General features: G+C 66.1%; 25 protein-coding genes. 16 read left to right on the top strand and 9 right to left on the bottom strand.

Annotated features, from left to right (window positions below; genetic code table 11):
• Positions 1-78: 78 nt before the first annotated feature.
• The 13 genes from mltG (at position 79) to AC3XQU_RS21550 (ending at position 9,564) form a co-directional block, all read left to right on the top strand.
• Positions 79-1,077, top strand: coding sequence for an endolytic transglycosylase MltG (gene mltG, locus AC3XQU_RS21610; protein WP_489876218.1), 999 nt, complete (start codon positions 79-81; stop codon positions 1,075-1,077).
• Positions 1,074-1,700, top strand: a complete 627-nt coding sequence (gene tmk / locus AC3XQU_RS21605; RefSeq protein ID WP_489876217.1) for a dTMP kinase — start codon at positions 1,074-1,076, stop codon at positions 1,698-1,700. The genes mltG and tmk overlap by 4 nt, the downstream gene beginning before the upstream one ends.
• Complete coding sequence (locus tag AC3XQU_RS21600; RefSeq protein ID WP_489876216.1) at positions 1,697-2,722, top strand: DNA polymerase III subunit delta'; 1,026 nt, start codon at positions 1,697-1,699, stop codon at positions 2,720-2,722. The genes tmk and AC3XQU_RS21600 overlap by 4 nt, the downstream gene beginning before the upstream one ends.
• Positions 2,723-2,732: 10 nt before the next feature.
• Positions 2,733-3,110 (top strand): PilZ domain-containing protein, encoded by a 378-nt coding sequence (locus AC3XQU_RS21595; RefSeq protein ID WP_489876215.1) that lies wholly within the window; start codon positions 2,733-2,735, stop codon positions 3,108-3,110.
• 57 nt (positions 3,111-3,167) lie between these two features.
• Complete coding sequence (locus AC3XQU_RS21590) at positions 3,168-3,686, top strand: GNAT family N-acetyltransferase (RefSeq protein WP_489876214.1); 519 nt, start codon at positions 3,168-3,170, stop codon at positions 3,684-3,686.
• A gap of 55 nt (positions 3,687-3,741) precedes the next feature.
• The gene (locus tag AC3XQU_RS21585) at positions 3,742-4,524 is read left to right on the top strand and encodes a TatD family hydrolase (protein WP_489876213.1); all 783 of its coding nucleotides are present in this window, start codon (positions 3,742-3,744) and stop codon (positions 4,522-4,524) included.
• On the top strand, positions 4,521-5,192 hold the full coding sequence (locus AC3XQU_RS21580; protein ID WP_489876212.1) for an ankyrin repeat domain-containing protein: 672 nt from the start codon (positions 4,521-4,523) through the stop codon (positions 5,190-5,192). Before AC3XQU_RS21585 ends, AC3XQU_RS21580 begins: the two co-directional genes overlap by 4 nt.
• A gap of 118 nt (positions 5,193-5,310) precedes the next feature.
• The gene (locus AC3XQU_RS21575) at positions 5,311-6,225 is read left to right on the top strand and encodes a class I SAM-dependent methyltransferase (protein WP_489876211.1); all 915 of its coding nucleotides are present in this window, start codon (positions 5,311-5,313) and stop codon (positions 6,223-6,225) included.
• A gap of 172 nt (positions 6,226-6,397) precedes the next feature.
• Positions 6,398-6,598, top strand: coding sequence for a hypothetical protein (locus AC3XQU_RS21570; RefSeq protein ID WP_489876210.1), 201 nt, complete (start codon positions 6,398-6,400; stop codon positions 6,596-6,598).
• A gap of 107 nt (positions 6,599-6,705) precedes the next feature.
• Positions 6,706-6,933, top strand: coding sequence for a DUF6139 family protein (locus AC3XQU_RS21565; RefSeq protein WP_489876209.1), 228 nt, complete (start codon positions 6,706-6,708; stop codon positions 6,931-6,933).
• A 206-nt stretch (positions 6,934-7,139) separates the two neighbouring features.
• The gene (gene lpxO, locus AC3XQU_RS21560; protein ID WP_489876208.1) at positions 7,140-8,039 is read left to right on the top strand and encodes a lipid A hydroxylase LpxO; all 900 of its coding nucleotides are present in this window, start codon (positions 7,140-7,142) and stop codon (positions 8,037-8,039) included.
• A 140-nt stretch (positions 8,040-8,179) separates the two neighbouring features.
• Positions 8,180-8,779 (top strand): NAD(P)H:quinone oxidoreductase, encoded by a 600-nt coding sequence (gene wrbA / locus AC3XQU_RS21555; protein WP_489876207.1) that lies wholly within the window; start codon positions 8,180-8,182, stop codon positions 8,777-8,779.
• Between the two features lie 86 nt (positions 8,780-8,865).
• Positions 8,866-9,564 carry a glutathione S-transferase N-terminal domain-containing protein gene (locus tag AC3XQU_RS21550; protein WP_489876206.1) on the top strand — a complete coding sequence of 233 codons (699 nt, stop codon included), beginning with the start codon at positions 8,866-8,868 and terminating at the stop codon, positions 9,562-9,564.
• Here AC3XQU_RS21550 and AC3XQU_RS21545 read toward each other — a convergent pair.
• Entirely contained in the window at positions 9,561-10,877 is a 1,317-nt protein-coding gene (locus tag AC3XQU_RS21545) for a PEP-CTERM sorting domain-containing protein (RefSeq protein ID WP_489876205.1), read from the bottom strand. The genes AC3XQU_RS21550 and AC3XQU_RS21545 overlap by 4 nt on opposite strands.
• Positions 10,878-11,087: 210 nt before the next feature.
• On the opposite strand from AC3XQU_RS21545, the gene AC3XQU_RS21540 reads away from it, so the two are divergent.
• Entirely contained in the window at positions 11,088-12,068 is a 981-nt protein-coding gene (locus AC3XQU_RS21540) for a Bug family tripartite tricarboxylate transporter substrate binding protein (RefSeq protein WP_489876204.1), read from the top strand.
• 71 nt (positions 12,069-12,139) lie between these two features.
• Here AC3XQU_RS21540 and AC3XQU_RS21535 read toward each other — a convergent pair whose 3' ends face one another.
• The 6 genes from AC3XQU_RS21535 to AC3XQU_RS21510 all read right to left on the bottom strand — a co-directional run bounded on the left by AC3XQU_RS21535 (position 12,140) and on the right by AC3XQU_RS21510 (position 18,447).
• Positions 12,140-14,110 carry a peptidase U32 family protein gene (locus tag AC3XQU_RS21535; protein ID WP_489876203.1) on the bottom strand — a complete coding sequence of 657 codons (1,971 nt, stop codon included), beginning with the start codon at positions 14,108-14,110 and terminating at the stop codon, positions 12,140-12,142.
• An 81-nt stretch (positions 14,111-14,191) separates the two neighbouring features.
• On the bottom strand, positions 14,192-14,746 hold the full coding sequence (locus tag AC3XQU_RS21530; RefSeq protein ID WP_489876202.1) for a putative glycolipid-binding domain-containing protein: 555 nt from the start codon (positions 14,744-14,746) through the stop codon (positions 14,192-14,194).
• 104 nt (positions 14,747-14,850) lie between these two features.
• The gene (locus AC3XQU_RS21525) at positions 14,851-15,048 is read right to left on the bottom strand and encodes a hypothetical protein (RefSeq protein ID WP_489876201.1); all 198 of its coding nucleotides are present in this window, start codon (positions 15,046-15,048) and stop codon (positions 14,851-14,853) included.
• A gap of 264 nt (positions 15,049-15,312) precedes the next feature.
• On the bottom strand, positions 15,313-16,272 hold the full coding sequence (locus tag AC3XQU_RS21520) for a chemotaxis protein (protein WP_489876200.1): 960 nt from the start codon (positions 16,270-16,272) through the stop codon (positions 15,313-15,315).
• Between the two features lie 190 nt (positions 16,273-16,462).
• The gene (locus tag AC3XQU_RS21515; RefSeq protein ID WP_489876199.1) at positions 16,463-16,573 is read right to left on the bottom strand and encodes a PEP-CTERM sorting domain-containing protein; all 111 of its coding nucleotides are present in this window, start codon (positions 16,571-16,573) and stop codon (positions 16,463-16,465) included.
• Between the two features lie 2 nt (positions 16,574-16,575).
• On the bottom strand, positions 16,576-18,447 hold the full coding sequence (locus tag AC3XQU_RS21510) for an AI-2E family transporter (RefSeq protein ID WP_489876198.1): 1,872 nt from the start codon (positions 18,445-18,447) through the stop codon (positions 16,576-16,578).
• 211 nt (positions 18,448-18,658) lie between these two features.
• Between AC3XQU_RS21510 and AC3XQU_RS21505 the strand changes: the two genes are divergently transcribed.
• Both AC3XQU_RS21505 and AC3XQU_RS21500 read left to right on the top strand, forming a co-directional pair.
• Positions 18,659-19,213 carry a sigma-70 family RNA polymerase sigma factor gene (locus AC3XQU_RS21505; RefSeq protein WP_489876197.1) on the top strand — a complete coding sequence of 185 codons (555 nt, stop codon included), beginning with the start codon at positions 18,659-18,661 and terminating at the stop codon, positions 19,211-19,213.
• The gene (locus AC3XQU_RS21500; protein WP_489876196.1) at positions 19,210-19,902 is read left to right on the top strand and encodes an anti-sigma factor; all 693 of its coding nucleotides are present in this window, start codon (positions 19,210-19,212) and stop codon (positions 19,900-19,902) included. Before AC3XQU_RS21505 ends, AC3XQU_RS21500 begins: the two co-directional genes overlap by 4 nt.
• Before the next feature lie 34 nt (positions 19,903-19,936).
• Here AC3XQU_RS21500 and AC3XQU_RS21495 read toward each other — a convergent pair whose 3' ends face one another.
• Together AC3XQU_RS21495 and AC3XQU_RS21490 are read right to left on the bottom strand one after the other, a co-directional pair.
• Entirely contained in the window at positions 19,937-21,589 is a 1,653-nt protein-coding gene (locus AC3XQU_RS21495; protein ID WP_489876195.1) for a DUF4394 domain-containing protein, read from the bottom strand.
• A gap of 168 nt (positions 21,590-21,757) precedes the next feature.
• On the bottom strand, positions 21,758-22,237 hold a 480-nt coding region (locus tag AC3XQU_RS21490; RefSeq protein ID WP_489876194.1), incomplete at its 5' end, for a flagellin.

Raw genomic sequence — 22,237 nt, 5'->3', positions numbered from 1 at the left:
TACGGGCTCATTATAAAGATGTCGGCAAAATCGCGCCGGGGGCAACGAAACCCTCGCCAGAAACCCAAACAAAAACACATGTCATTCATTAAAAAATTCCTGGTCACCGCCATCGTCGTCCTGGTGGCTGCGGCCGCCGGCTTTTCCTGGTGGGCCAAGCGCCCTTTGACCACGAGCGGGCCGGTGATCGAATTCTCGATCAACCCGGGCAGCGGGGTCGGGGCGGCCGCCCAGCAGATGGCCAACGCCGGCGTGCCGGTCAACCGCACGCTGTTCAATATCCTGGCGCGGGTCACCGGTCAGGCCGGGAAAATCAAGGCCGGCAGCTACGAGCTCAAGCCGAACACCTCGCCACGGCGCCTGCTGTCCCAGCTGGTGCGCGGCGAATTCGCGCAGGAAACCGTCACCATCATCGAAGGCTGGACCTTCCGCCAGATGCGCGCCGCCCTGGCAGCCCACCAGCGCCTGAAGCACGACACCGTCAAGCTCAGCGACCAGGAGCTGATGGCGAAGATCTCCAAGGAATACACCTCGCCGGAAGGCCTGTTCTTCCCGGATACCTATTTGTTCGCCAAGGGCTCGTCGGAACTGGATATCTACAAGAAGGCGCACCAGGCCATGCTCAGCCAGCTGAAAACCGCCTGGGAAGGACGCGACAAGAGCCTGCCTTACAAGACTCCGTACGAAGCGCTGGTGATGGCCTCGATCATCGAGAAGGAAACCGGGCAGAAAAGCGAGCGCAACATGATCGCAGGCGTGTTCGTCAATCGCCTGCGCACCGGCATGCTGCTGCAGACCGACCCGACCGTCATCTACGGCATGGGCGAGCGCTTCGTCGGCCAGATCCGCAAGAAAGACCTGGAAACCGACACGCCCTACAATACCTACACGCGCTCGGGGCTGCCGCCCACGCCGATCTCGCTGCCGGGCGGCCAGTCGCTGGCGGCGGCATTGGCGCCGGCCAAGACCGAAGCCCTGTATTTCGTCTCGCGCGGCGACGGCACCAGCCAGTTCTCGGACAACCTGAACGACCATAACCGGGCCGTGAACCAGTACCAGCGGCGGATCAAGCAATGACGCAAGGCGGTACCGTACCAGGCAAGTTCATCAGCTTCGAAGGCATCGACGGCGCCGGCAAGTCGACCCATATCGGTTTCGTCAACGATTTCCTGTCGATGCGCGGCAAGACCGTGGTGGCCTCGCGCGAGCCGGGCGGCACGCCGCTGGGCGAAAAGCTGCGCGACCTGCTGCTGCACGACAAAATGCACCTGGAAACCGAGGCGCTGCTGATGTTCGCCAGCCGCCGCGAGCACCTGGCGCAAGTCATCGAGCCGAACCTGGCCGCGGGCAACTGGGTGCTGTCGGACCGGTTTACCGACGCCAGCTTCGCCTACCAGAGCGGCGGGCGCGGGCTGGACCGCGCCAAGATGGAAGCGCTGGAAGCCTGGGTGCATCCCCACCTGCAGCCGGACCTGACCCTGCTGTTCGACGTGCCCCTGGAAGTGGCGCGCGAACGGCTGGACGCCACCCGCACCCTCGACAAGTTCGAGCGCGAGCAGGCCGACTTCTTCCAGAAATGCCGCAACGAATACCTGCGCCGCGCCGCGCAGTTCCCGGAGCGGATCGTGGTGGTCGATTCGACCCGCTCGATCGGCGACATCCAGCTGCGCCTGGCGGAAGTGTTGGAGAAATTGTTGTGAAGACTTATCCATGGCAGGGCGAGGCCTGGGCCCGCCTGCAGGCCATGCGCGCGCGCCTGCCGCACGCCATCCTGTTCCACGGACCGGCAGGCGTAGGCAAGTCCGATTTCCTGGAGACCTTTGCGCAGTCCCTGCTGTGCGAGAACGTGCGCCCGGACGGCCATGCCTGCCAGGCCTGCGCCTCCTGCGGCTGGTTCGCCCAGAACAACCATCCGGATTACCGCCGCGTGCGGCCGGAAGCGCTGGAAGACGAGCTGCCGGGCGAAGGCGAGGAGGGCGCCGAGCCCGCAGCCAAGTCGAAGTCGGCCAGGGCGCCCTCGAAGGAAATCAAGATCGAGCAGATCCGCCAGCTCGCCGACTTCATGAACATCTCGACCCACCGCCAGGGCTTGCGCGTGGTGGTGCTGTATCCGGCCGAAGCGCTGAACATGCCGGCCTCGAACGCGCTGCTGAAAACCCTGGAAGAGCCCCCTCCGGGCACGGTGTTCCTGCTGGCCTCGAACAGCCTGGACCGCCTGTTGCCGACCATCCTGTCGCGCTGCCGCAAGTTCGCCCTGCCGATGCCCTCGCACGCCGAGGCGCTGGCCTGGCTGTCGGCGCAAGGGGTGGTGGATGCGGACAGCTGGCTGCGCGAGCAGGGCGGGGCGCCGCTGGCGGCGCTGGCGCAGGCCGAAGGCGGCAGCCGCGACGACCTGGACGCGCTGCTGCAATTCCTGGCCGCGCCCAGCGTCGAGGGCGCCTTGCGCGCGGCCGAGAAGCTCTCCAAGTCGCCGCTGGCCTCGCTGGTATCCTGGCAGCAGCGCTGGCTCTACGACCTGATGTCGGTGAAACTGGCGGGCAAGATCCGCTATTATCCGCGCTACGAGAAGCAACTTGCGAGCCTGGCGGGCCGGGTGCACACTGCCAGCTTGAACCGGGCGATCAAGTCGGCCAATGAACGCCGCGCGGTGGCCGACCACCCCTTGTCGGCGAAATTATTTGTCGAAGATATGTTGCTTGAGTACACTTCATGCTGCGCATGAAAGGATATCGATGACCGCCACGCCCCCAGAGCCGAACGCCCCGCAGGCGCCGCGGCCGTCCGTGCTGTCTCTGGCGATCAAGGAAAAAGCGGCCCTGTATGCGGCCTACATGCCTTTCCTGAAGCATGGCGGCATGTTCGTGCCTACCAACAAGCCCTACAAGATCGGCGACGAGATCTACCTGATCCTGTCGCTGATGGACGACCCGAACAAGTACCCGATCGCCGGCAAGGTCGCCTGGATCACCCCGGCGGGCGCGAACAACAACAAGGCGCAAGGCATCGGCGTGCATTTCCCGGACGACGAAGCCGGCCAGCGCGCCAAGCTGCGCATCGAGGAAATCCTGGGCGCCGCCCTGCGCTCGGCCCGCGCCACCCATACCCTGTAATTAACCTGCGCTAAGCTTTTCCAGCAGTTGATTAGCCGCGCTTATTTTTCATCCACTATGCCGTCCTACGTCCACCGCCTGGCTACCCGCGACGATTTGCCGCTCATCGTCGACATCTACAATTCCACCGTCGCCTCGCGCGAAGTCACGGCCGACACCGAGCCCGTGACCGTGCAGTCGCGCGAAGGGTGGTTTGCCGACCATACGCCGCAGCGCCGCCCCCTCTGGGTGATCCATGCGGCCGACGACCGGCGTGAGCAACCGGAAGTGCTGGGCTGGCTATCCTACTCGAATTTCTACGGCCGTCCGGCCTATTCCGGCACGGCCGAGCTGTCGATCTATATCGCGGAAAGTGCGCGCGGAAAGGGCATCGGGCGCTATTGCCTGGAGCAGGCGATCGCATTTGCGCCGAACGTCGATGTGCATACGCTGCTGGGCTTCATTTTTGGGCACAACGCGCCCAGCCTGGCCCTGTTCGGCAAGTACGGCTTCGAGAAGTGGGCGCATTTCCCGCGCGTGGCGAACCTGGACGGGATCGAACGCGACCTGATCATCCTGGGCAAGCGCGTCGCCTGAGGCGCCCAAGCGCGACTCGCCAAGGCCCGTGTCGGGCCTCGGGTACAATATTGGCATGTTCATCGATTCCCACTGCCATATCAATTTCCCGGAACTGAACGCCCGCATGCCCGAGATCCTGGCCAAGATGGCCGAGAACAAGGTCACGTATGCGCTGTGCGTCTCGGTCGACCTGCCGGACTTTCCCCAGGTGCTCGCACTGGCCGAGCAGCATCGGCATATCTACGCTTCGGTCGGCGTGCATCCCGACTACGAAGACACGCCCGAACCCACGGTGCAGCAGCTGGTGGAATTGTCGAACCACCCAAAGATCATCGCCATCGGCGAGACCGGCCTGGATTACTACCGCCTCGAGGGCGACCTGGAGTGGCAGCGCGAGCGCTTCCGCACCCATATCCGGGCCTCGCGCGAAACCCGCAAGCCGCTCATCATTCATACCCGCGCGGCCAGCGCCGACACGATCCGCATCATGCAGGAAGAGGGCGCCGGCACGGGTGCCGGCGGCGTAGCGGGCGTCATGCACTGCTTCACGGAGTCGCTGGAAGTCGCGCAGGCGGCCATGGAGCAGGGCTTTTATATCTCGTTCTCGGGCATCGTCACGTTCAAGAGCGCCAAGGAATTGCAGGAAGTGGCCAGGGCCGTGCCGCTCGAGCGCATGCTGATCGAAACCGATTCGCCCTACCTGGCGCCGGTGCCGTTTCGCGGGCGCATGAACGAGCCTGGCTACGTCGCCCACGTCGGCGAATACATTGCCACCCTCAAGGGCGTGTCGCTGCGCGAGGTCGCGGACCGGACCAGCGAGAATTTCTTCACGCTGTTCAGCACTGCGCAAGCATGAACATGATCACGACCCGCCGCACGCTCCTGCTCGGCTGCCTGCTGGCCGCAACGCTCCCCGGGAGCCTGGCCCTGGCGGCCACGCCCGGCGAAGTCGCCGCGTTCTTCCGCGCCGTCCAGCTCGACGACGTGAAGAAGGTCGAGCAACTGGCAGCCGGCGCGGTCGATCCCAATCTCATCAACCCGGCGGGCGGCGAGCCGGCCCTCGTTATCGCCGTGCGCGAAGACGCGAAGCGGGTGTTCGCGCATTTGCTGGCCCATCCGGCCATCGACCTGGAAACCACGGCGATGAACGGCAATACCGCCCTGATGATGGCCGCCTACAAGCCGAATCGCGAGGCGGCCGCCGCCTTGCTGGCCCGGGGCGCGAAGGTCAACCGTCCGGGCTGGACGCCGTTGCACTACGCCGCCGCCGGCGGCGACGTCGCCATCGCCCGCCTGCTCCTCGAGCGCAAGGCCAAACTGGACGCCCTGTCGCCGCTGCAGAGCGGCGCCTACACGCCCCTGATGATGGCGGCGCGCGAAGGCAAGCCGGAGGTGGCGGTCTTCCTGCTGGAGCAGGGCGCCGATCCCCGCCTGAAGAATTCCGAAGGGCTCACCGCCGCCCGGATCGCCGAACGCGCCGGCCGCAAGGACATCGCCGCCACGATCGACGGCTTCAAACTATAGCTCTTCAGCATTGCCGCGCGGAACTAGGCGGTAAACACCCCCCAGCTCGGCCAATCGGCCCGGTGCTTCCTTGTCCATAATGGCCTTACCGTACAAGCCGTAAGGGCAAAGGAACACCATGCTGAACGAACGCGAAATCGAAAGCTGCTACCTGGGGCAGTTCATTCCAGTCCATTACCATCACAATATGCTGATGGACCAGAACCGGATGCACAGCTTCAAGTCCGCCATCCACTACGCGGTCAAGCCGGGCGCCAAGGTGCTGGAACTGGGCGGCGGCACCGGCGTGCTGTCCTTCTTCGCAGCCCAGGCAGCGAGCAAGGTCTATTGCGTCGAGTTCAATCCCGACATGGTGCGCGAGGCGCGCAAGTTCCTGGCGATTAATCCGAACGGCCACAAGGTCGAGGTCATCCACGCCGACGCCTTCGACTACCTGCCGCCGGAGCCGGTCGACGTCGTGATCTGCGAAATGATCCACGTGGCCATGCTGCGCGAAAAGCAGGTCGAGGTCATCGAATCGTTCAAGCGCCGCTACCTGGCCAAGTTCGGCGGCCCGCTGCCGGTCTTCCTGCCCGAAGCCGTGATCATGGCGGCCCAGCCGGTCGAGCAGGAATACGATTTCGAGGGCTTCCACGCGCCGATCGTGCAGTTCCAGGAAACCAACGTCATCTACCCGGGCACGGTGGAGCTGGCCCAGCCGGCGGTGTACAGCCTGATCGACTTCAGCCAGCCGGTGGACAGCATGTTCGCCTGGGAAGGCGCGATCGTGGTCGAAAAGAGCGGCACGCTCAACGCGATGCGCTTCATCACCAAGAACGTGCTGGCAGTCGTGCAGGAAGAATCGAACACGATCGACTGGCTCAACCACTACATGACGCTGCCGATGGAGCAGCCGGTCAAGGTGGTGGCGGGCGACCTGCTGCACATCGCCTTCCAGTACCGCGCCGGCGGCTCGATCCCTTCGCTGCAGGCCTCCCTGCGCGCCCAGGTGATCAACCAGCACGTCGCCCGGGACGTTCCCGCCTACGCGTGAGTTGTGCACCCGCCACCGCCACCGGCCCCGGTGGCGGTAGGGGGCAATCCGCTTACCATGCGAATTCCCCCATCCAGCCCGCCTTTTCCCCCGCCTGTCGCACGGCGTTTGTTCCGTCCCGCCTGACCCTCTAGAGTGTTCCTGCGCCGTCAATTTCAAAGGAGCGAGGACAATGTTAGGTTTCCTGCTATGGTTGGTACTGCTGTTCCTGTGCTGGCCCATTGCACTGCTGGCCCTGGTGCTGTATCCGCTGGTGTGGCTGCTCTTGCTGCCGTTCCGGCTGCTCGGCGTGGGCGTCGAGGCGGTGTTCGAGCTGCTGCGCGCCATTGTCCTGCTGCCGGCCCGCATCCTCGGCGCCTCGCCCGGACGCTGACACCGGCTGAGTGTGGGTCAATTAACAGACGACAGCGTTTCAATCTTCTACTGTGGAACTGCCCCTCTTTCATTGGGAAAGCGGGGCTTTGACTTGAGGAAACGACTATGCGCCTGGATATTTACCGTAGAGCAGAAACTGACGGCAAGCTGTCCTATCTGGCAGTACCGGAAGCACGCAACATCCCCGAAGAAGCGACCAACACGGACTGGGAAATCGAAGTCCGGGCGATCGAGGTCGACGACGGCGCCGAGCAGCTGCCCGACTACGACATCGAGAACGTCAGCGGCCAGATCGACGAAAAGGGGTATGCCATCACCTCGGTTCAGCACTGAGTTTCCCCAGCCCGGTCCCGAACCGGGCATCCCGCCGCGCTTCGCACGTCCTTGCCTGCTGCCGGCAGGATCTTCATCGTCGGCGCGTTGCAGGCATAAAATTTCTTCTAGCCAAAAGCCCGGCCTTCAACGGCTGTCTGGCCCTTATGGTATCCTGCGTCCCTTGCTAAGAAGCCAGCCGCCTGTGCGCTGGGACGGGAGATGCGATGAAGTGGGTAGTGGTTGGCTTTTATTTCCTATCGATCCTGCACATCCATTTCCGCGGCCGCGTGCGCCTGCCGTTTCGTCGCCAGCTGTTCGACCATTCGTCGTTCATGGCGCCGATCAACATCTTCATGCACAAGTTTTCCAAGGTGCCGAGTACGCCGTTCATTCCGGTGAGCGCCTTCCCGGAACTGGCGAAGCTGCAGGAGAACTGGCCCGTCATCCGCGCCGAGGCCGAGAATTTGCTGGCCCTGAAAAAGATCAAGGCCGCCGAGCAGAACGACGACGCCGGCTTCAATTCCTTCTTCAAGAACGGCTGGAAACGCTTCTACCTGAAATGGTATGACGCCAGCCACCCCTCGGCCGAGCGCCTGTGCCCGCAGACCTATGCGCTGCTGCAATCGATCCCGACCGTCAAGGCCGCGATGTTCGCCGAGCTGCCGCCGGGCGGCAAGCTCAACCCGCACCGCGATCCCTTTGCCGGTTCGATGCGCTACCACCTGGGCCTGGCCACGCCGAACGACGACCGCTGCTTCATCGAGGTCGACGGCGAGCGCTATAGCTGGCGCGACGGCCAGGGCGTGATCTTCGACGAAACCTTCATCCACTGGGCCATCAACGGCAGCGACAGCGACCGCATCATCCTGTTCTGCGACATCGAGCGCCCGATGCGCTTTGGCTGGATGGGCGCCTTCAACCGCTGGTTCGGCCGCACCGTGATGACCGCCGCCGCCTCGCCCAACGAGACGGGCGACCAGGTCGGCCTGGTCAGCAAGCTGTTCCGCATTTCCTTCTACATGGGCCAGTACCGGCGCCGCCTGAAGGCCTGGAACAAGACCGTCTACAACCTGGTGCGCATCGTGCTGGTCGTGGCCCTGGGCCTGTTGATCTGGTGGATCTGAGGCGAAGTGAAAGCACCGACAAGGGCCGCGCAAGCGGCCTTTTTTACGCCCCTGCGAGCCGCCCGGCACGAAATGGCGTTTCCGCACACAATGTCGGTTCGCAGTTCATGAACAACGTATCTAACCAAGGGAGGAAAGCAATGTCGAAAGTCCTGGTTCTGTATTACTCGACCTATGGTCATATCGAAACCATGGCCAAGGCCGTCGCCGAAGGCGCGCGCGCTGCCGGCGCCACCGTGGAGGTGAAGCGGGTGCCGGAAACGGTGCCGGAAGAGGTCGCCAAGAATGCGCATTTCAAGCTGCAGCAGGATGCGCCGGTCGCCACGCCGAACGAGCTGGCCGACTACGACGCCATCATCATCGGTGCGCCGACCCGCTACGGCCGCATGCCGGGGCAAATGGCGGCCTTCCTCGACCAGACCGGCGGGCTGTGGGCCAAGGGTGCGCTCAACGGCAAGGTGGGCGGCGCCTTCACCTCCACCGCGACCCAGCACGGAGGCCAGGAAACCACGCTGTTTTCCATCATCACCAACCTGCTGCACTTCGGCATGACGGTGGTCGGCCTGCCGTACAGCTACCAGGCGCAAATGACGCTCGACGAGATCGTCGGCGGCAGCCCCTACGGCGCCTCGACCATCGCCGGCGGCAAGGGCGAACGCCAGCCGAGCGAACTGGAACTGGGCGGCGCGCGACACCAGGGCGAACTGATTGCGCGCATGGCCAACAAGCTGTTCGGCTAGCGGCAGGGCAGGCAACCGGGCCGCCTTCGGCACGCCGCGGGGAAGTTTGCTATCGTTGGCAGTCCCTCAACATCACACCGACTGCCATGACCGATCTTTCCAGCTTCCCCGTCAGCACCAAGTGGCCCGCCCGGCATCCCGAGCGCCTCCAGCTGTATTCGCTGCCCACGCCCAACGGCGTGAAAGTGTCGATCATGCTGGAAGAGACCGGCTTGCCCTACGAAGCCCACAAGGTCAGCTTCGATACCAACGACCAGATGTCGCCGGCCTACCTGGCGCTCAACCCGAACAACAAGATCCCGTCCATCATCGACCCCGACGGCCCGGGCGGCAAGCCGCTCGCGCTGTTCGAGTCCGGCGCCATCCTGATTTACCTGGCCCAGAAGACCGGCAAGTTCCTGCCCCTCGATCCGGCCGCGCGCTACCACACCATCCAGTGGCTGATGTTCCAGATGGGCGGGATCGGGCCGATGTTCGGCCAGCTCGGCTTCTTCCACAAGTTCGCCGGCAAGGACTACGAAGACAAGCGCCCGCGCGACCGCTACGCCGCGGAAACCAAACGCCTGCTGGGCGTGCTCGAGGGCCAGCTGGCGAAGCACCGGTGGGTGGCGGGGGAGGAATACACGATCGCCGACATCGCGATCTTCCCGTGGGTGAACAACTTGATCGGCTTCTACGACGCCGGCGAACTGGTCGGCGTCAAGGATTTCCCGCGGCTGCAGGCGGCGGTGGAAGCCTTCCGCCAGCGTCCTGCCGTGGCCGCAGGCCTGGCGATTCCCGCTTAAGCGGCCCGGGGCCGGCGCCGCAGGAGCGCCATGCCGGCCAGCGCCGCGCCGAACAGCCAGAAGCCAGGCGGCTCCGGCACTTCGGCCGCATCCCGGTCTTCCTCGTCGGTGGGCACCGCGGGAGCCGGCAGGGCCAGGCTCGGCTCCGGTATGAAGGGACCCGGCTTGGCATCGGCCTCGCCTGGCGGAACGACGATGCTGCCGCCACCGCCGCTGCCGCCGCCAGGAATACCGCCGCTGGCAGGCGGGCGTGCATCGACGCCCCCGGTGGCAGGCGGCTGGACGCCGGGGAGGAAGGGAGCGACGGTGCCGGGCAGCGTGCTGCCGGTGCCGCCAGCAAGCGGCGCCGTACCGACCGCCGTATCGGACGCCGGACCCGACGCCGCCGGCAGCGTGGCTTCCTGCTGGGGCAGGCCGCCCGGCGCATCCGGGAGCGGCGCGACAGGCGCATCGGCCGACACTTCCAGCGTCGGCGGCGCCGAGCCGGCGCTGACCGGCGCCACGGTCCCCGCAGCGAGCAGCGAAGCCAGGCTGCCGGACGAACCGAACTGGGCGAGCGTCATGCTGTTCATGCCCGTGTTGCTGCTGGAGGAGGGCAGTTTGCCGGCGCTGTTGGCCAGTGCGCGTGCGCCGCCGCCAGTGCCGGACGCGAGCGGGGCCTGCATGCCGCGGCCGGTGTGGCGCAGCATGCCGGCGCTGTCGGCCACGGCAAGCAGCGGCGCGTCCGCAGCGCGCGCCGCGCCGTCACCGTATTCTTCGACCATCGAATCGAGGATTTCGGCGCTGGGCTCCTGCGCCTCGACCGGGAACTGGGCCACATCCGAAATCCGGTTGGCGCAGCGCGTCCGCATTTCATTGCTGCCGTCGGACAGCAGGGTCTCGCCCTCGGCCAGCATGACTTTCTTCGATGTCCAGTACACCTGGTCGCCCTTGCGGTAGGACACGTGCACCGCGCGCGGCTTGGCGACGGTCACCACACGCGCCTTGTCGACCTCGAAGCTGGCGTAATGGGCGGCTACCACCTTGTCGGTGCGAATCACCCGCGCCAGCTCGGTCTGGGTCGCGGCGCCGCCCGGCACGATCGAATACGGGTAGATGCGGCGTGGCGCGGCCATGGCCGGAGCGGTGGCGCCTGGCGTGGTAGCAAGGGCCAGCACGGCCGGGGCAGCGTCGGCTGCGAACCGGTCGGGCTCTCCCGTCAGCGCAAACCCCAGCGTACCGCCCGCGATGGCCAGCATCAGGGCCGCCGCCACACGCTGTTGAAGGCGTGTACGCTTGGTGCGGCGTCGGGTGTAAGGGTAGCGGCGGTCCATGGAAGTGCTCGAGTAGGAGATGTCCTACAGAATAAACTATTTCCAGTAGCAAATCACTACCTCATCGATAAATTCGTCATTTTTCGTTGTAAATATCCAAACCGCGCGCCTCGGCACTGTGGAAAACCACATCGATGAGCCCGTGTGATCGCGGGTCGAATGCGCTACACTAGCCGCTCATGCCAATACATCAATAGAAGGATGGAGACTATGCGTTTACTCTTCGGCACCGGTAAGAAATTCGCTTTCGCTGTGGCGACGTCGGTACTATCCCTGAGCGCCATCGCGCAAACCTGGCCGGATTCGACGGTGACGGTGGTCGTGCCGTGGCCGCCGGGCGGTCCGTCCGACATCGCCGCGCGCCCGATGGCCAAGGGCCTGACCCAGGCGCTGGGACAGACCTTCGTGATCGACAACCGCGCCGGCGGCGGCGGCAATATCGGCACGGCCGCGGTCACCCGCGCCCAGGGCGACGGCAAGACCCTCCTGATCACCTCGAGCGCACCGATCGTGATCAACCCGAGCCTGTACAAGAACATGAACTTCGATCCGCTCAAGGACCTCGCGCCGGTGACCAACCTGCTGCGCGTGCCGCTGGTCCTGGTTGCCCACCCATCGGTGCCGGCCAAGAACCTGAAGGAACTGATGGCGCACATCCAGTCGAAGAAGGGCCAGTTCTCGTTCGGCTCGTCGGGCAACGGCACGCCGCAGCACCTGACCAGCGAACTGTTCGCGAGCGTGGGCAAGCTGCAGATGACCCACGTTCCCTACAAGGGCTCGGCGCCGGCCATTTCCGACCTGCTCGGCGGCCACATCCCGATCATGTTCGACAGCACCATCGCGATCATGCCGCACATCAAGAGCGGCAAGGTCAAGGCGATTGCGATTTCCGGCGCCAAGCGCTCGCCGCTGCTGCCGGACGTGCCGACCTTTGCCGAAGCGGGCCTGGCGGGCATCGAGTCCTACGCCTGGTACGGCATGTTCGCCCCGGCCAAGACGCCGAAGGCCGTGGTCGCCAAGATCAACGCCGAAGCGATCAAGGTCATGAAGGGGGCCGAGTTCCAGAAGGTGCTGGCCGATACCGGCTCCGAATTCGTGGGCGAGTCGCCGGAAGCCTTCGGCAAGTTCGTGCAGGCCGAATCGGTGCGCTGGTCGAAGGTCGTCAAGGACAGCGGCGCGACGGTCGATTAAGGCCACACGCGCAGGCAGGAACAACAACGCCGCCGGGGCAACCCGGCGGCGTTGGTCATTCAGGCGCCGGTTCAGGCGCGCGGGCGCTGGCGGTGGAAGGTCAAGGGGCTGTAGGCCACGGCCGAAGGCGGGGGCGATTGCAGGATGTTCTGCTTCATCGCGCCGACCACATGCATCTCGCAGGGCTTGCAGTCGAAGCGCAGCGTGTAGCGCTCGTTGCCGCTGACCAGGGTCATCGGTTCGGCGCGGACCTGCCCCTGCACGCCGGTGACGCCCTTGGCCTGCTTCGGGCACAGGTTGAAGGAAAAGCGCAGGCAGTGCTTGGTGATCATCAGCGACACTTCGCCCGGCTCTTCGTGCGATTCGTAGGCCGCATCGATCAGCTGCACGCCATGCTTGTGATAGAAGGCGCGCGCTTTTTCATTGTAGACATTGGCGAGATAGCTCAGCTGCTGGTCCGGGTAGATCGCCGGCGGCTCGGCCCTGGGTTTGCGTTGCGGCCGCTCCCAGGCGGCCAGGCGCGCCGCTTCGTGGGCAAGGATGGCGTCGCGGCGCAGGGCGTTGATCGCGCTCGACGGCACGAACCAGGGCTGGGACAGCTGCAGCTCCACGGCGCCGGCCTCGAACATCGTGTTGCCGAGCTTGGCGAGGCTGGCGCGCAAGCCGGCTTCGGCCTGGGCTGCCTGCTGGGCCGGCTGCAGCGCGACCTGGGCGTCGAGCATCGACGCGATGCCATCCTCGTCGCGCACGCTCAGGCGCAGGCCGCCGGGCTGTTCGCTCAGGGTCAGGTCGACCCGCACCTTGCGCTCGGACGACTTCTTGTTGAGCGCCGATTCCCACTGGTGGTCGCGGTTGCGGTGCACGATGGTGCCGACCCTCAATCCCGGCAGGCTGCCCAGCACCTCGTTGGGGAACACGCGCCAGCGCTGGCCATCCTCGTCTTCGCCGAGCTTTTCGGCCTTGTTGGCCTGCACGCCGACGGTGGCGCGCTTGTTCATGTAGTTCAGGCCGTCGCCATTGGCCATCGCCGCATTGGTCGCCAGGTCGATGAAGTCCGCGCCGATGCGCGTGACCGTGCCCAGCTCGACGCCGATGTACTTGGGCGAATCGAAGGCGCCGATGTCTTCCTGGCGGCCCAGCGCGAAATAATCGGTATGGCCGCGGTGGAAATTCTTGTCCACGTCCGGGCTGAACAGCACGCGCGTGGCGCCGCTGGCGGCGCGCGAGAATTCCGGCCGGCGCTCGAGCAGCTCGTCGAGCAGCAGCCGGTAGTGGGCCGTGATGTTCTTGACGTAGCCCATGTCCTTGTAGCGGCCCTCGATCTTGAACGAGCGGATGCCGGCATCGACCAGGGCTTCCAGGTTGCGGCTCTGGTCGTTGTCCTTCATCGACAGCAGGTGCTTTTCATAGGCCACCACGCGGCCTTCGCCATCGCTCAGGGTGTAGGGCAGGCGGCAGGCCTGCGAGCAGTCGCCGCGGTTGGCGCTGCGGCCGGTGTCGGCGTGCGAGATATAGCACTGGCCCGAGAAGGCCACGCACAGGGCGCCGTGCACGAAGTATTCGAGCGGGGTGTCGACCTGGGCGTGGATCTTGCGAATCTGTTCGACCGTGAGCTCGCGCGCCAGCACCAGCTGCGAAAAGCCGACGTCGCCCAGGAATCTGGCCTTCTCCACGGTGCGGATGTCGCACTGGGTGCTGGCGTGCAGCTGGATCGGCGGCAGGTCCAGTTCCAGCAGGCCCATGTCCTGGATGATCAGGGCGTCGACGCCGGCGTCATACAAGTCGTGTATCTGCTTGCGCGCCAGCTCCAGTTCGCTGTCGTGCATGATCGTGTTCATGGTCACGAAGATGCGCGAGCGGTAGCGGTGGGCGAACTCGACCAGCCCGGCAATGTCTTCCAGGGGATTGCTGGCGTTGTGGCGCGCGCCAAAAGCCGGGCCCCCGATATACACCGCATCGGCGCCGTGCAGGATGGCCTCGCGGCCGATTTCGGCGGTTTTGGCGGGCGACAGGAGTTCAAGCTGGTGGGCTGGCAAAGACATGGCGGGATCCTCGGTGCGAAGACCGAAATTATAGCCATTTCGCCACCCCAAGTCATTCCCCGCGGGTGGCCATCGACAGGTTCACGACAGGCTGGGCAGGCGCCTGAACAGCGCCGGGTAGTGCACCACCAGACCGTCGGGGTCGACCTCGAGCTCGGCCTGGAAGCCGCCAACCGGCCCTTCGTACAGGTAGCGGCGCTCGGCCAATCGCGTATAGGCCTGGTCGGCGCGCGCCAGTTCCAGGGTCGGCACCGGAATGTAGACGACAGCAAGGCTGGTGCGCCGGTCCAGGTGCTCGCCGAGGCGGCGGATGGGAAGGGTGTTGGTGAAGGGCGTGGCGGAGATGTCGACGTCGATGCAGCCCGCCAGGTCGGGCAGGGCAAGGCCGTCGCCGTCGCGCCAGGCGCCGCCGCCGTCGGTGGTGAGCACGCGCGACTCGCCGCCCGCGGCATGCACCTCGACCGCGCGCACGCGCCAGCGCACATCGCAGCAGATCCGGTAGCTGCAGCCGAAGGGGCCGCTCTCGTCGGCGCCGATGACGACGCCCTCCGCGACGATGATGTCGTCGCGGTGCTGCAAAGTCAGGTGCTCGAGTCCGATGCCGTCATCGGACTGCCAACGGTAGACGCGCTGCATGGCCCATTCCCATCGCGCCAAAATTAGCACAGCGCGCACCGGTGTGGCGTGCCTCAGTGGAAGAGGTGGAAATGGTTCGGCAGCACAAGCACTGCCACGCCTGCCTAGTCGTTGCGTGGCGTGCGGCGGCGCTCGATGCGGCGGCGGCGCGCGGGCTCTTCGATGGCGCGGATCAGGATATCGCGTGGGATGTGGCAGTTGTCCAGGTAGTCCAGCGCGAAGCGCAGCCCTCGGGTTTCCGCCAGGAAGAAGGCGTACTCGGCAGTTACAGCGGTCTGGTCATCTCGTCGTCGTTGCGGCATTGGCAAACTTTCTGCATGAAGGCGCACCGGCATGCACGCGCGCATCTTGCGTAATCGGGTCGGCAGAGGCAAAGCCCCTGCCTGGCCGGCACCCCCGATTACGTACCGGCTTGTTGCCTATAGTACAACCGGGAGCCCGGCGCACGGGACGATTATGTTAGCGTTTGTTACAACACAACGAAACTGGCATCCATGCGGTTGAGATGCAAACGGCGCGTCTCTCGACGCGCCGCGTGTATGAAGCATGAATAAAGCCGTGAGGAATTACTGGCGCAGCAGGCGGCGCAGGGTCCCGGCCAGCTCTTCGGCCGAGAACTTGGCGACATAGGCGTCGGCCTGGACGTTCTTGACGTGTTCCTCGTTCGTCGTGCCCGACAGCGAGGAATGGATGACGACCGGGATGCCGCCGAACCGTCCGCTCTTCTTGATGTTGCGGGTCAGGGTGAAACCATCCATTTCCGGCATTTCCAGGTCGGTCAGCACCAGTGCGACCTTGTCGTGCACGGTCTTGCCTTCGGCCTCGGCGGTGGCGGCGATGGCGTTGAGCTGGTCCCAGGCTTCCTTGCCGCTCTTGGCCATGATGTAGGGCAGGCCCATGGCCTTGAGGCCTTCTTCGATCAGGGCGCGGGCCACCACGGAATCGTCGGCTGCCAGCACGACCGAGCCGGCCTTGATCTGGATTTTCGAGCCGACCGTCTGCTGGTTGATCTCCGGTCCCGAGTCCGGGTTCATGTCGCGCAGGATGGTCTCGACGTCGAGCACCTGGGCCAGGCGGCCTTCGTCGCCGTTCTCGCTCGGCAGGCGGGCGATGCTGGTGACCATGCCGCTGCCGGCGCAGCGCTCGGCCGACATCACCTGGCTCCAGTCCAGGCGCACGATTTCTTCCACGCTCTCGACCGCGAAGGCCTGGGTGGTGCGGGCAAATTCCGTGACCAGCATGATGTTCAGGCCGGTCTTGGGCTTGACGCCGGCGATTGCCGGCAGGTCCAGCACCTGGATGATCTGGCCGCGCAGGTTGACCACGCCCAGCACGTGCGGCATTGCGCCGGCCACGGCGGTAATCGCCGGCATGGCGACGATCTCGCGGATCTTGAACACGTTAATGCCGAACAGCTCGCTACGCTCGCCATGTTCGTCGCCGCCGAGGCGGAACAGCAGCAGCTCGAATTTGTTGGTGCCGGTGAGGTTGCTGCGTTCGTCGACTTCTTGTTGTACCGATTTCATGATCCCGGATCTTCCATAGTAATGCCGTTAGGAAAGCATTCTACGTGCGAAAAGAAAGGAACCGGTGGCGCTGGAGCCGAATTCGTCAGATTTTCCAGCGCCGGACTGCGCGAAAACAACGAAATATAAAGACGACATGAAAAAGCGCCGCAATAGCGGCGCTCTTCATGGAGGCAGCAAGGCCCGTTTGTTACTTGCGGCGGCGCAGCCCGGCCAGGCCGGCCAGTCCCAGTCCCAGCAGGGCCATCGAGCCCGGTTCCGGCACATTGGTCGCGGTAATGGCGGTGGTGAAATAGGCCACAGTCAAACGGCCACGCGGTCCGGCGCCACGAAGGCCAGGCCTTCCTCGAAAGAACGCAGGATCATGTCGACGTGTTCTTCCACCAGTGCGCGCTTGGGCAATTGTTCGTCATATGGCAACAATACGGTGACCATCAGGGCTTCCGGCAGGTCGGCGCGCAATTCGGCGACGGCCGCCAGCCATTCCTCGATATTGTCCTGGCGCGGGTAGGTCATGAAGACAGTCGACACCAGCGCCGGGTTGCCCCCTTCGGGCCGCTCTTGCGGCGCGCCCGCCACGATGCTGCGGGCGTCGACCTCCGCTTCGCGCAGGGCGCGCACCAGCAGTTCGGTGAGGAATTCGTCGCGCTCGGACGGCAGGCCGGCGCACAGCACGATCGAGCCGCTCGGGACGTCGAGCGAGCCCTGCCAGCGCCCGAAGCGGGCTTCGCGCATCTGGCGCAGGTGGGCGCCGATGTTCGCGTCCAGCAGCGGCACCGCCTTGCGCCGCGTGCGCGCACCTGAATCCGTAGCCGAAGCCACCGTCTCGGCGATGTTCGCGATCACCGCGCGCATGCGGTCCTGCTGGAGCTTGTCGATGGTCCCGGTGCCGAGGTCCGACACCGCCATGCGCAGGCCCGGCAGCAGCACGTGGTCGCAATAGCGCGCGAAGCTGTAGCGCCGCACATAGGCCTGCGCATCCTTGGTCAGTTCGTCGGCTTCGCCGGCCAGCACGCGCTGGTGGAAGCGCTCGGCGTCCGACATGTTGGGCGCGTCGCCCAGCAAGATGGTGATCGGCGCCAGCGCGCGCACGTGGCGCCCGGCCACCACCAGGCACAAGGTCAATGGCGTGGACAGCAGCAGCCCGACCGGCCCCCACAGCGCGCCCCAGAACAGGGCCGAGACGATCACGGCCAGCGGCGACAGGCCGGAACTGTGGCCATAGACCTTGGGCTCGATGAAATTGGCCAGCACCAGCTCGAAGGCCAGGAAGATCGCCAGGCAGGTGACGGCCAGCGACCAGCCCGGGTCGATCGCGGCCACGAACACGGCGATGATGGCGCCGGCCAGCAGCACGCCCAGGTAGGGCACGAAGCGCAGCACGCCGCTGAGCACACCCCACAGCACCGCGTGGGGCACGCCGACCAGCCACAGCGACAGGCCGATGGCCGCGCCGAAGGTGGCGTTCACCACGAACTGCGAGAAGAAAAAGCGCGACACGCCCTGCGCGGCGTCGCCCAGCGTACGGATGGTGCGGCTCACTTCCGCCTGGCCGGCCAGGCGCACCAGGCGGTCGCGCAGGGAGCCCTGTTCGAGCAGGATGAACACCAGCAGGATCAGCACCACGCCGGCTTCCCCGATCGGGCCCCACACCAGGCCGACGATCCGCCCCAGCGTGTCCTTCATGGTGCGCGGGGTGCGCACCTCGACCGGCACCGGCGCACTGGTGGCGGTGTTGGCCGCGGTCGCCGTCAGGTTGCCGCCGCGGCGCGGACGTACCGGCTCGACCGTGGGGCTCGGGGCCACCGCGCTCAGTTCGGCCTCGATGCGCGAGATCGGGCGCTCCACCACCTCGCGCACCTTGGCGACCTTGGTGCGGATCGCGCTGCGGTATTGCGGCAGGTCGCGCGTGATCGTCACCAGCTGGGTCGCCAGCACCGCGCCGACGCCGGTCAGGAAGGTCGACACCAGCGCGACCGACAGCAGCACGGCCGGCATGCGCGCCAGGCCGATCCGGGTCACGCTGCGCACCAGCGGCGCCAGCACCAGGCTGAGGATCAGCGCGAGGGCCAGCGGCTCGAGCACTTCGCGCCCGAAATGCAGGAGGGCGACGATGCAGGTGGCGCTGACGACAGCGTTCGCGCTCAGGCGCAGGGAAGGTGGCTGGAAATTCATGCGGCGGGTCGGCGGCTCATCGAGATGAAAACCGGATATGTATAAAGGAAAATAGCTCTTTCGCCAAGTGCTCCGGCATTGACCCGGTCGCGCACGCGGCATCGCCGGCGATTCCCGACGAAAAAATTCCGCCGGGAAGGGTCAATGCCTTATTATTCAGGCAACAGGAGAACCCGACCATGGATGCACTGATACAAGCAGGCTTACCGGCATGATCGCCGCCGACAGCTTCGACTACGATACCGCTCTGGCAGCCTGCGCCCGCGGCGACCAGGCGGCGCTGCGCCGCATCTACGACCGCGACGGCCGCAGCCTGCTGGGCGTCGCGCTGCGCATCGTGCGCCACCGCCAGATCGCCGAAGACGTGCTGCACGACGCCTTCCTGAACATCTGGACCCGGGCCCACAGCTTCGACCCGGCGCGCGGCGCCGGCCGCGGCTGGATCTACAGCGTCGTGCGCAACCAGGCCCTGAGCCTGGTGCGCAGCGGCGAGCGCGAAGTCGGCGTCGACGAAGAGGTGCTGGACGCGCTCGGCGCAGCCGCGGCCGACAGTGGCGCGCCCGACGCCTTCGAACTGCACCAGGATCTGGGCCGCCTGCACGATTGCCTGGTCGGCCTCGACACCGTCAAGCGCAACAGCATCCTGTACGCCTATGTCGACGGCTGCTCGCACAGCGAGATCGCCGAGCGCCTGCAGACGCCGCTCGGCACGGTCAAGACCTGGATCCGGCGCGGCCTGAGCGCGCTGCGGGAGTGCATGGGATGAACCGCGAGCGCGACGAACTCGATGGCCTGGCCGGCGAATATGTGCTGGGCTGCCTGCCCTTGCCGAAGCGGCGCGAAGTGGAAGCGGCGCTGCCCCGCGATGCGGAACTGCGCGCTTCGGTGGCGCAATGGGAAGCCAGGCTGCTGCCCCTGACGCGACTGGCCGAACCGGTGGAACCGTCGCCGCAGCTGTGGGGCCGCATTGCCGGCTCGATCGCAGCCGCAGCGGCCCGGCCGGCACGCGCCGGCTGGTGGGACCGGCTCGGCCTGTGGCGCAGCCTGGCCGCAGCCGGTTTCGCCGCCGCGGCGGCCATGGCGGTGATCACGGTGCAGCAGCCCGGCGCACCGGCGCCGCGCTACATGGTGGTGCTGGCCGCGCCCGGCAGCATGGCGCCGGGCTGGGTGCTGCAGTCGCAGGACAGCGGCAAGCTGCGCCTGGTGCCGCTGCGCGACACCGCCTTGCCGGCGGCGCGCTCGCTGCAGCTCTGGACCAAGGGCGACGGCTGGGCCGGACCGGTCTCGCTCGGACTGGTCCAGCCGGGCAAGTCGGTCGAGGTGGCGCTGGGCGACCTGCCGCCGCTGGCGCCGAACCAGCTGTTCGAGATCACGCTCGAGCCGGAAGCCGGCTCGCCGATCGGGCGTCCGACCGGGCCTATCCTGTTCATCGGCCGCGCCGTCAAGATGATCTGAACGCCATCCCGGCCGCAGCCGGGATGGCAGGGGATTACCGCAGCGAGATCGCGAGGTCGCGCAGGCCCAGGCTGCTGCCGACGACCGACAGCGCCGGATTGGCCGTGCCGCCCGCCAGCGTGGCCGCGCCCGTGGCCAGGTCGATCCGGTACAGCGACGACGGACCGCTCGCGCTGGTCCGCAGGGCCGCCAGTACGAGCCCGTTGGCGCCGCCGCCGATATCGAAGCCCACGTCGCCCGCCACCGCCACGCCCAGCGCGCCGACATTGACCAACACGCCGTCGTTCGGCGGATTCTGCAGGGCCAGGCTGTCGCTGTCGGTATCGATGTCGAACAGCTGGGTCGTCGTGGCGCCGGGGACGCTGTTGGTGTAGGCGGCGGCCGTCACGACCGGCGTGGCGCCTGCGCGGTTGACGGCGCCGTCGGTCGTGGTCGCCCCCGTATCGACATTGATGCGCAGGCTTTGCCCGGTGTTGCCGATCACGCGCAGGCGGTCGGCGACCGGGTTGAAGTCCACCGCAAAGGCGGTGCCGGCGATGGCGGTATAAGGATTGGTGGCGTCGGCAGCGTCGGCCGCAAGGCTGGCCTTGACCGTGGCCACGCCGGTGGCCGCGTCGATGGTCACGATGCGCGCGGCGGACGTGATCCCGTACAGCAGGCCGTCCTTTGGCCGGAAATCGATCCCGAGCAGGGTTTCATTCGCATTCAGCCCGGCCACGCCGATGTCGAGGGTCAGGCTGTTGGGCGTGGCGGGACGGAAGGCCACGATGCGGCCGGCGTCGGTCAGGCCCAGCACCACCGGCGCCGCAGTGGCGCGCGCGGCCAGGCCGCGCACATCTTCGCTGATGCCCAGCGCGCCGATCGCGGTGGCCGCATTGGCGGTGGCGCCCAGGTTGATGCCGTACAGGGTGCGTGCGCCGCCCACGTTCAAGACTGCGTAACCCATGTTGGTGCGGGCGTCGATGTCGAAGCCGTTCACGCCGCCGGCGTCCACGCCCAGGGCAACCGGCGTGGCCAGGGTGCCGTTGTTGGGCGGGTTCTGGGTGTAGAGGGTGTCGGTTGCGCTGTCCAGCGCGTACAGGGTGGTGGCGCCCGTGCCGGCAAACGAATTGGTGTAGGCCGAAGCGGTGACGGTGGTGGTCGCCGCGCCGCCGTTGATGTTGCCGTCGGTGGTGGTCGCGCCCGTATCGACATTGATGCGCAGGCTCTGGCCGGTGTTGCTCACTACGCGCAGGCGGTCGGCCGCCGGATTGAAGTCCACGCCGAACTCGGTCCCGGACAGGGCGGTGAAGGGCGCCGTGGTGTCGGTCGCATCGACGCTCAGGGTCGATTTCAGGGTGGCGGCGCCGGTGGCGGGATCGATCGTGTACAGGCGGCCGCTGCTGCCGACGCCATACAGCAGGCCGTCTGCCGGGCGCACGTCGATGCCGACCAGGTTCTCGCCGGACTGCAGGCCGGTCACCGCCGCGGTGGAGCGGATGGTCGCGGGCGCGGCGCGGTCGAAGGAAACGATCCGGTTGCTGGCCGTCAGGGCCAGCATGTCGCCCACCGAGACCGCCGGAGGCGTCGGGGAGGGCGCAGGCGCGGCGACCTGGTCGTCGTCGTCGCTGCTGCCGCAGCCGGCCAGTGCGGCGGCGATGGCGGAGACAAGAATGAGTTTGGCGAAGCGCTGGTCGTTCATGGTCATGGTCCTTTTTGTGGAGTGGAAGTCGTAGTGACACGAGCTCTACGCGCCAGGAAAGGATTTGGATGCAGCTTTGCCAAAATTATTTGTTTGGTATGCCGAAAACGACAAAGCCAGCCCCGGGAGGCTGGCTTTTCCACATCCGCCCGGCGAACCGGGCAAGAAGAAAGATTACTGCAGGAGCGACATGACCATCGACGACATGCTGTTCGACTGCTTGAGCATGGCGGTGCCGGCTTGCAGCAGCATCTGGCTGGAAGTCATGTTGGCGCTTTCGGTGGCGAAGTCGACGTCCATGATCAGGCCGGCAGCGGCCTTGCTGTTGGTGCTGATGTTCGACAGGTTGTTGTAGACGTGTTCCAGGCGGTTCGCTGCAGCGCCCAGGCCCGAACGGACCTTGTTAACCGAAGCCAGCGCGGTTTCCAGGGTGCCGATGGTGGCGTTGGCGGCGCCGGTCAGTTCCGCACCGGTAGCGGCCGAACCGTAGTTGACGGTGGCGGCGCTGACGTCGGTGACGACTTGCGCCACGTCGGTGCCCAGGTTGACGGCCATGGTCTCGCTCGACGACGCGCCGATCTGGAAGGTCATCGACGAAGCGATGGTGCCGCCCACCAGCAGCTTGGTGCCGCCGAAGGTGGTGTTCTTCAGGAT

The sequence above is a fragment of the Telluria sp. AZSoR62 genome (assembly GCF_058111565.1).
This window is presented reverse-complemented; position numbering and strand designations above follow the sequence as displayed.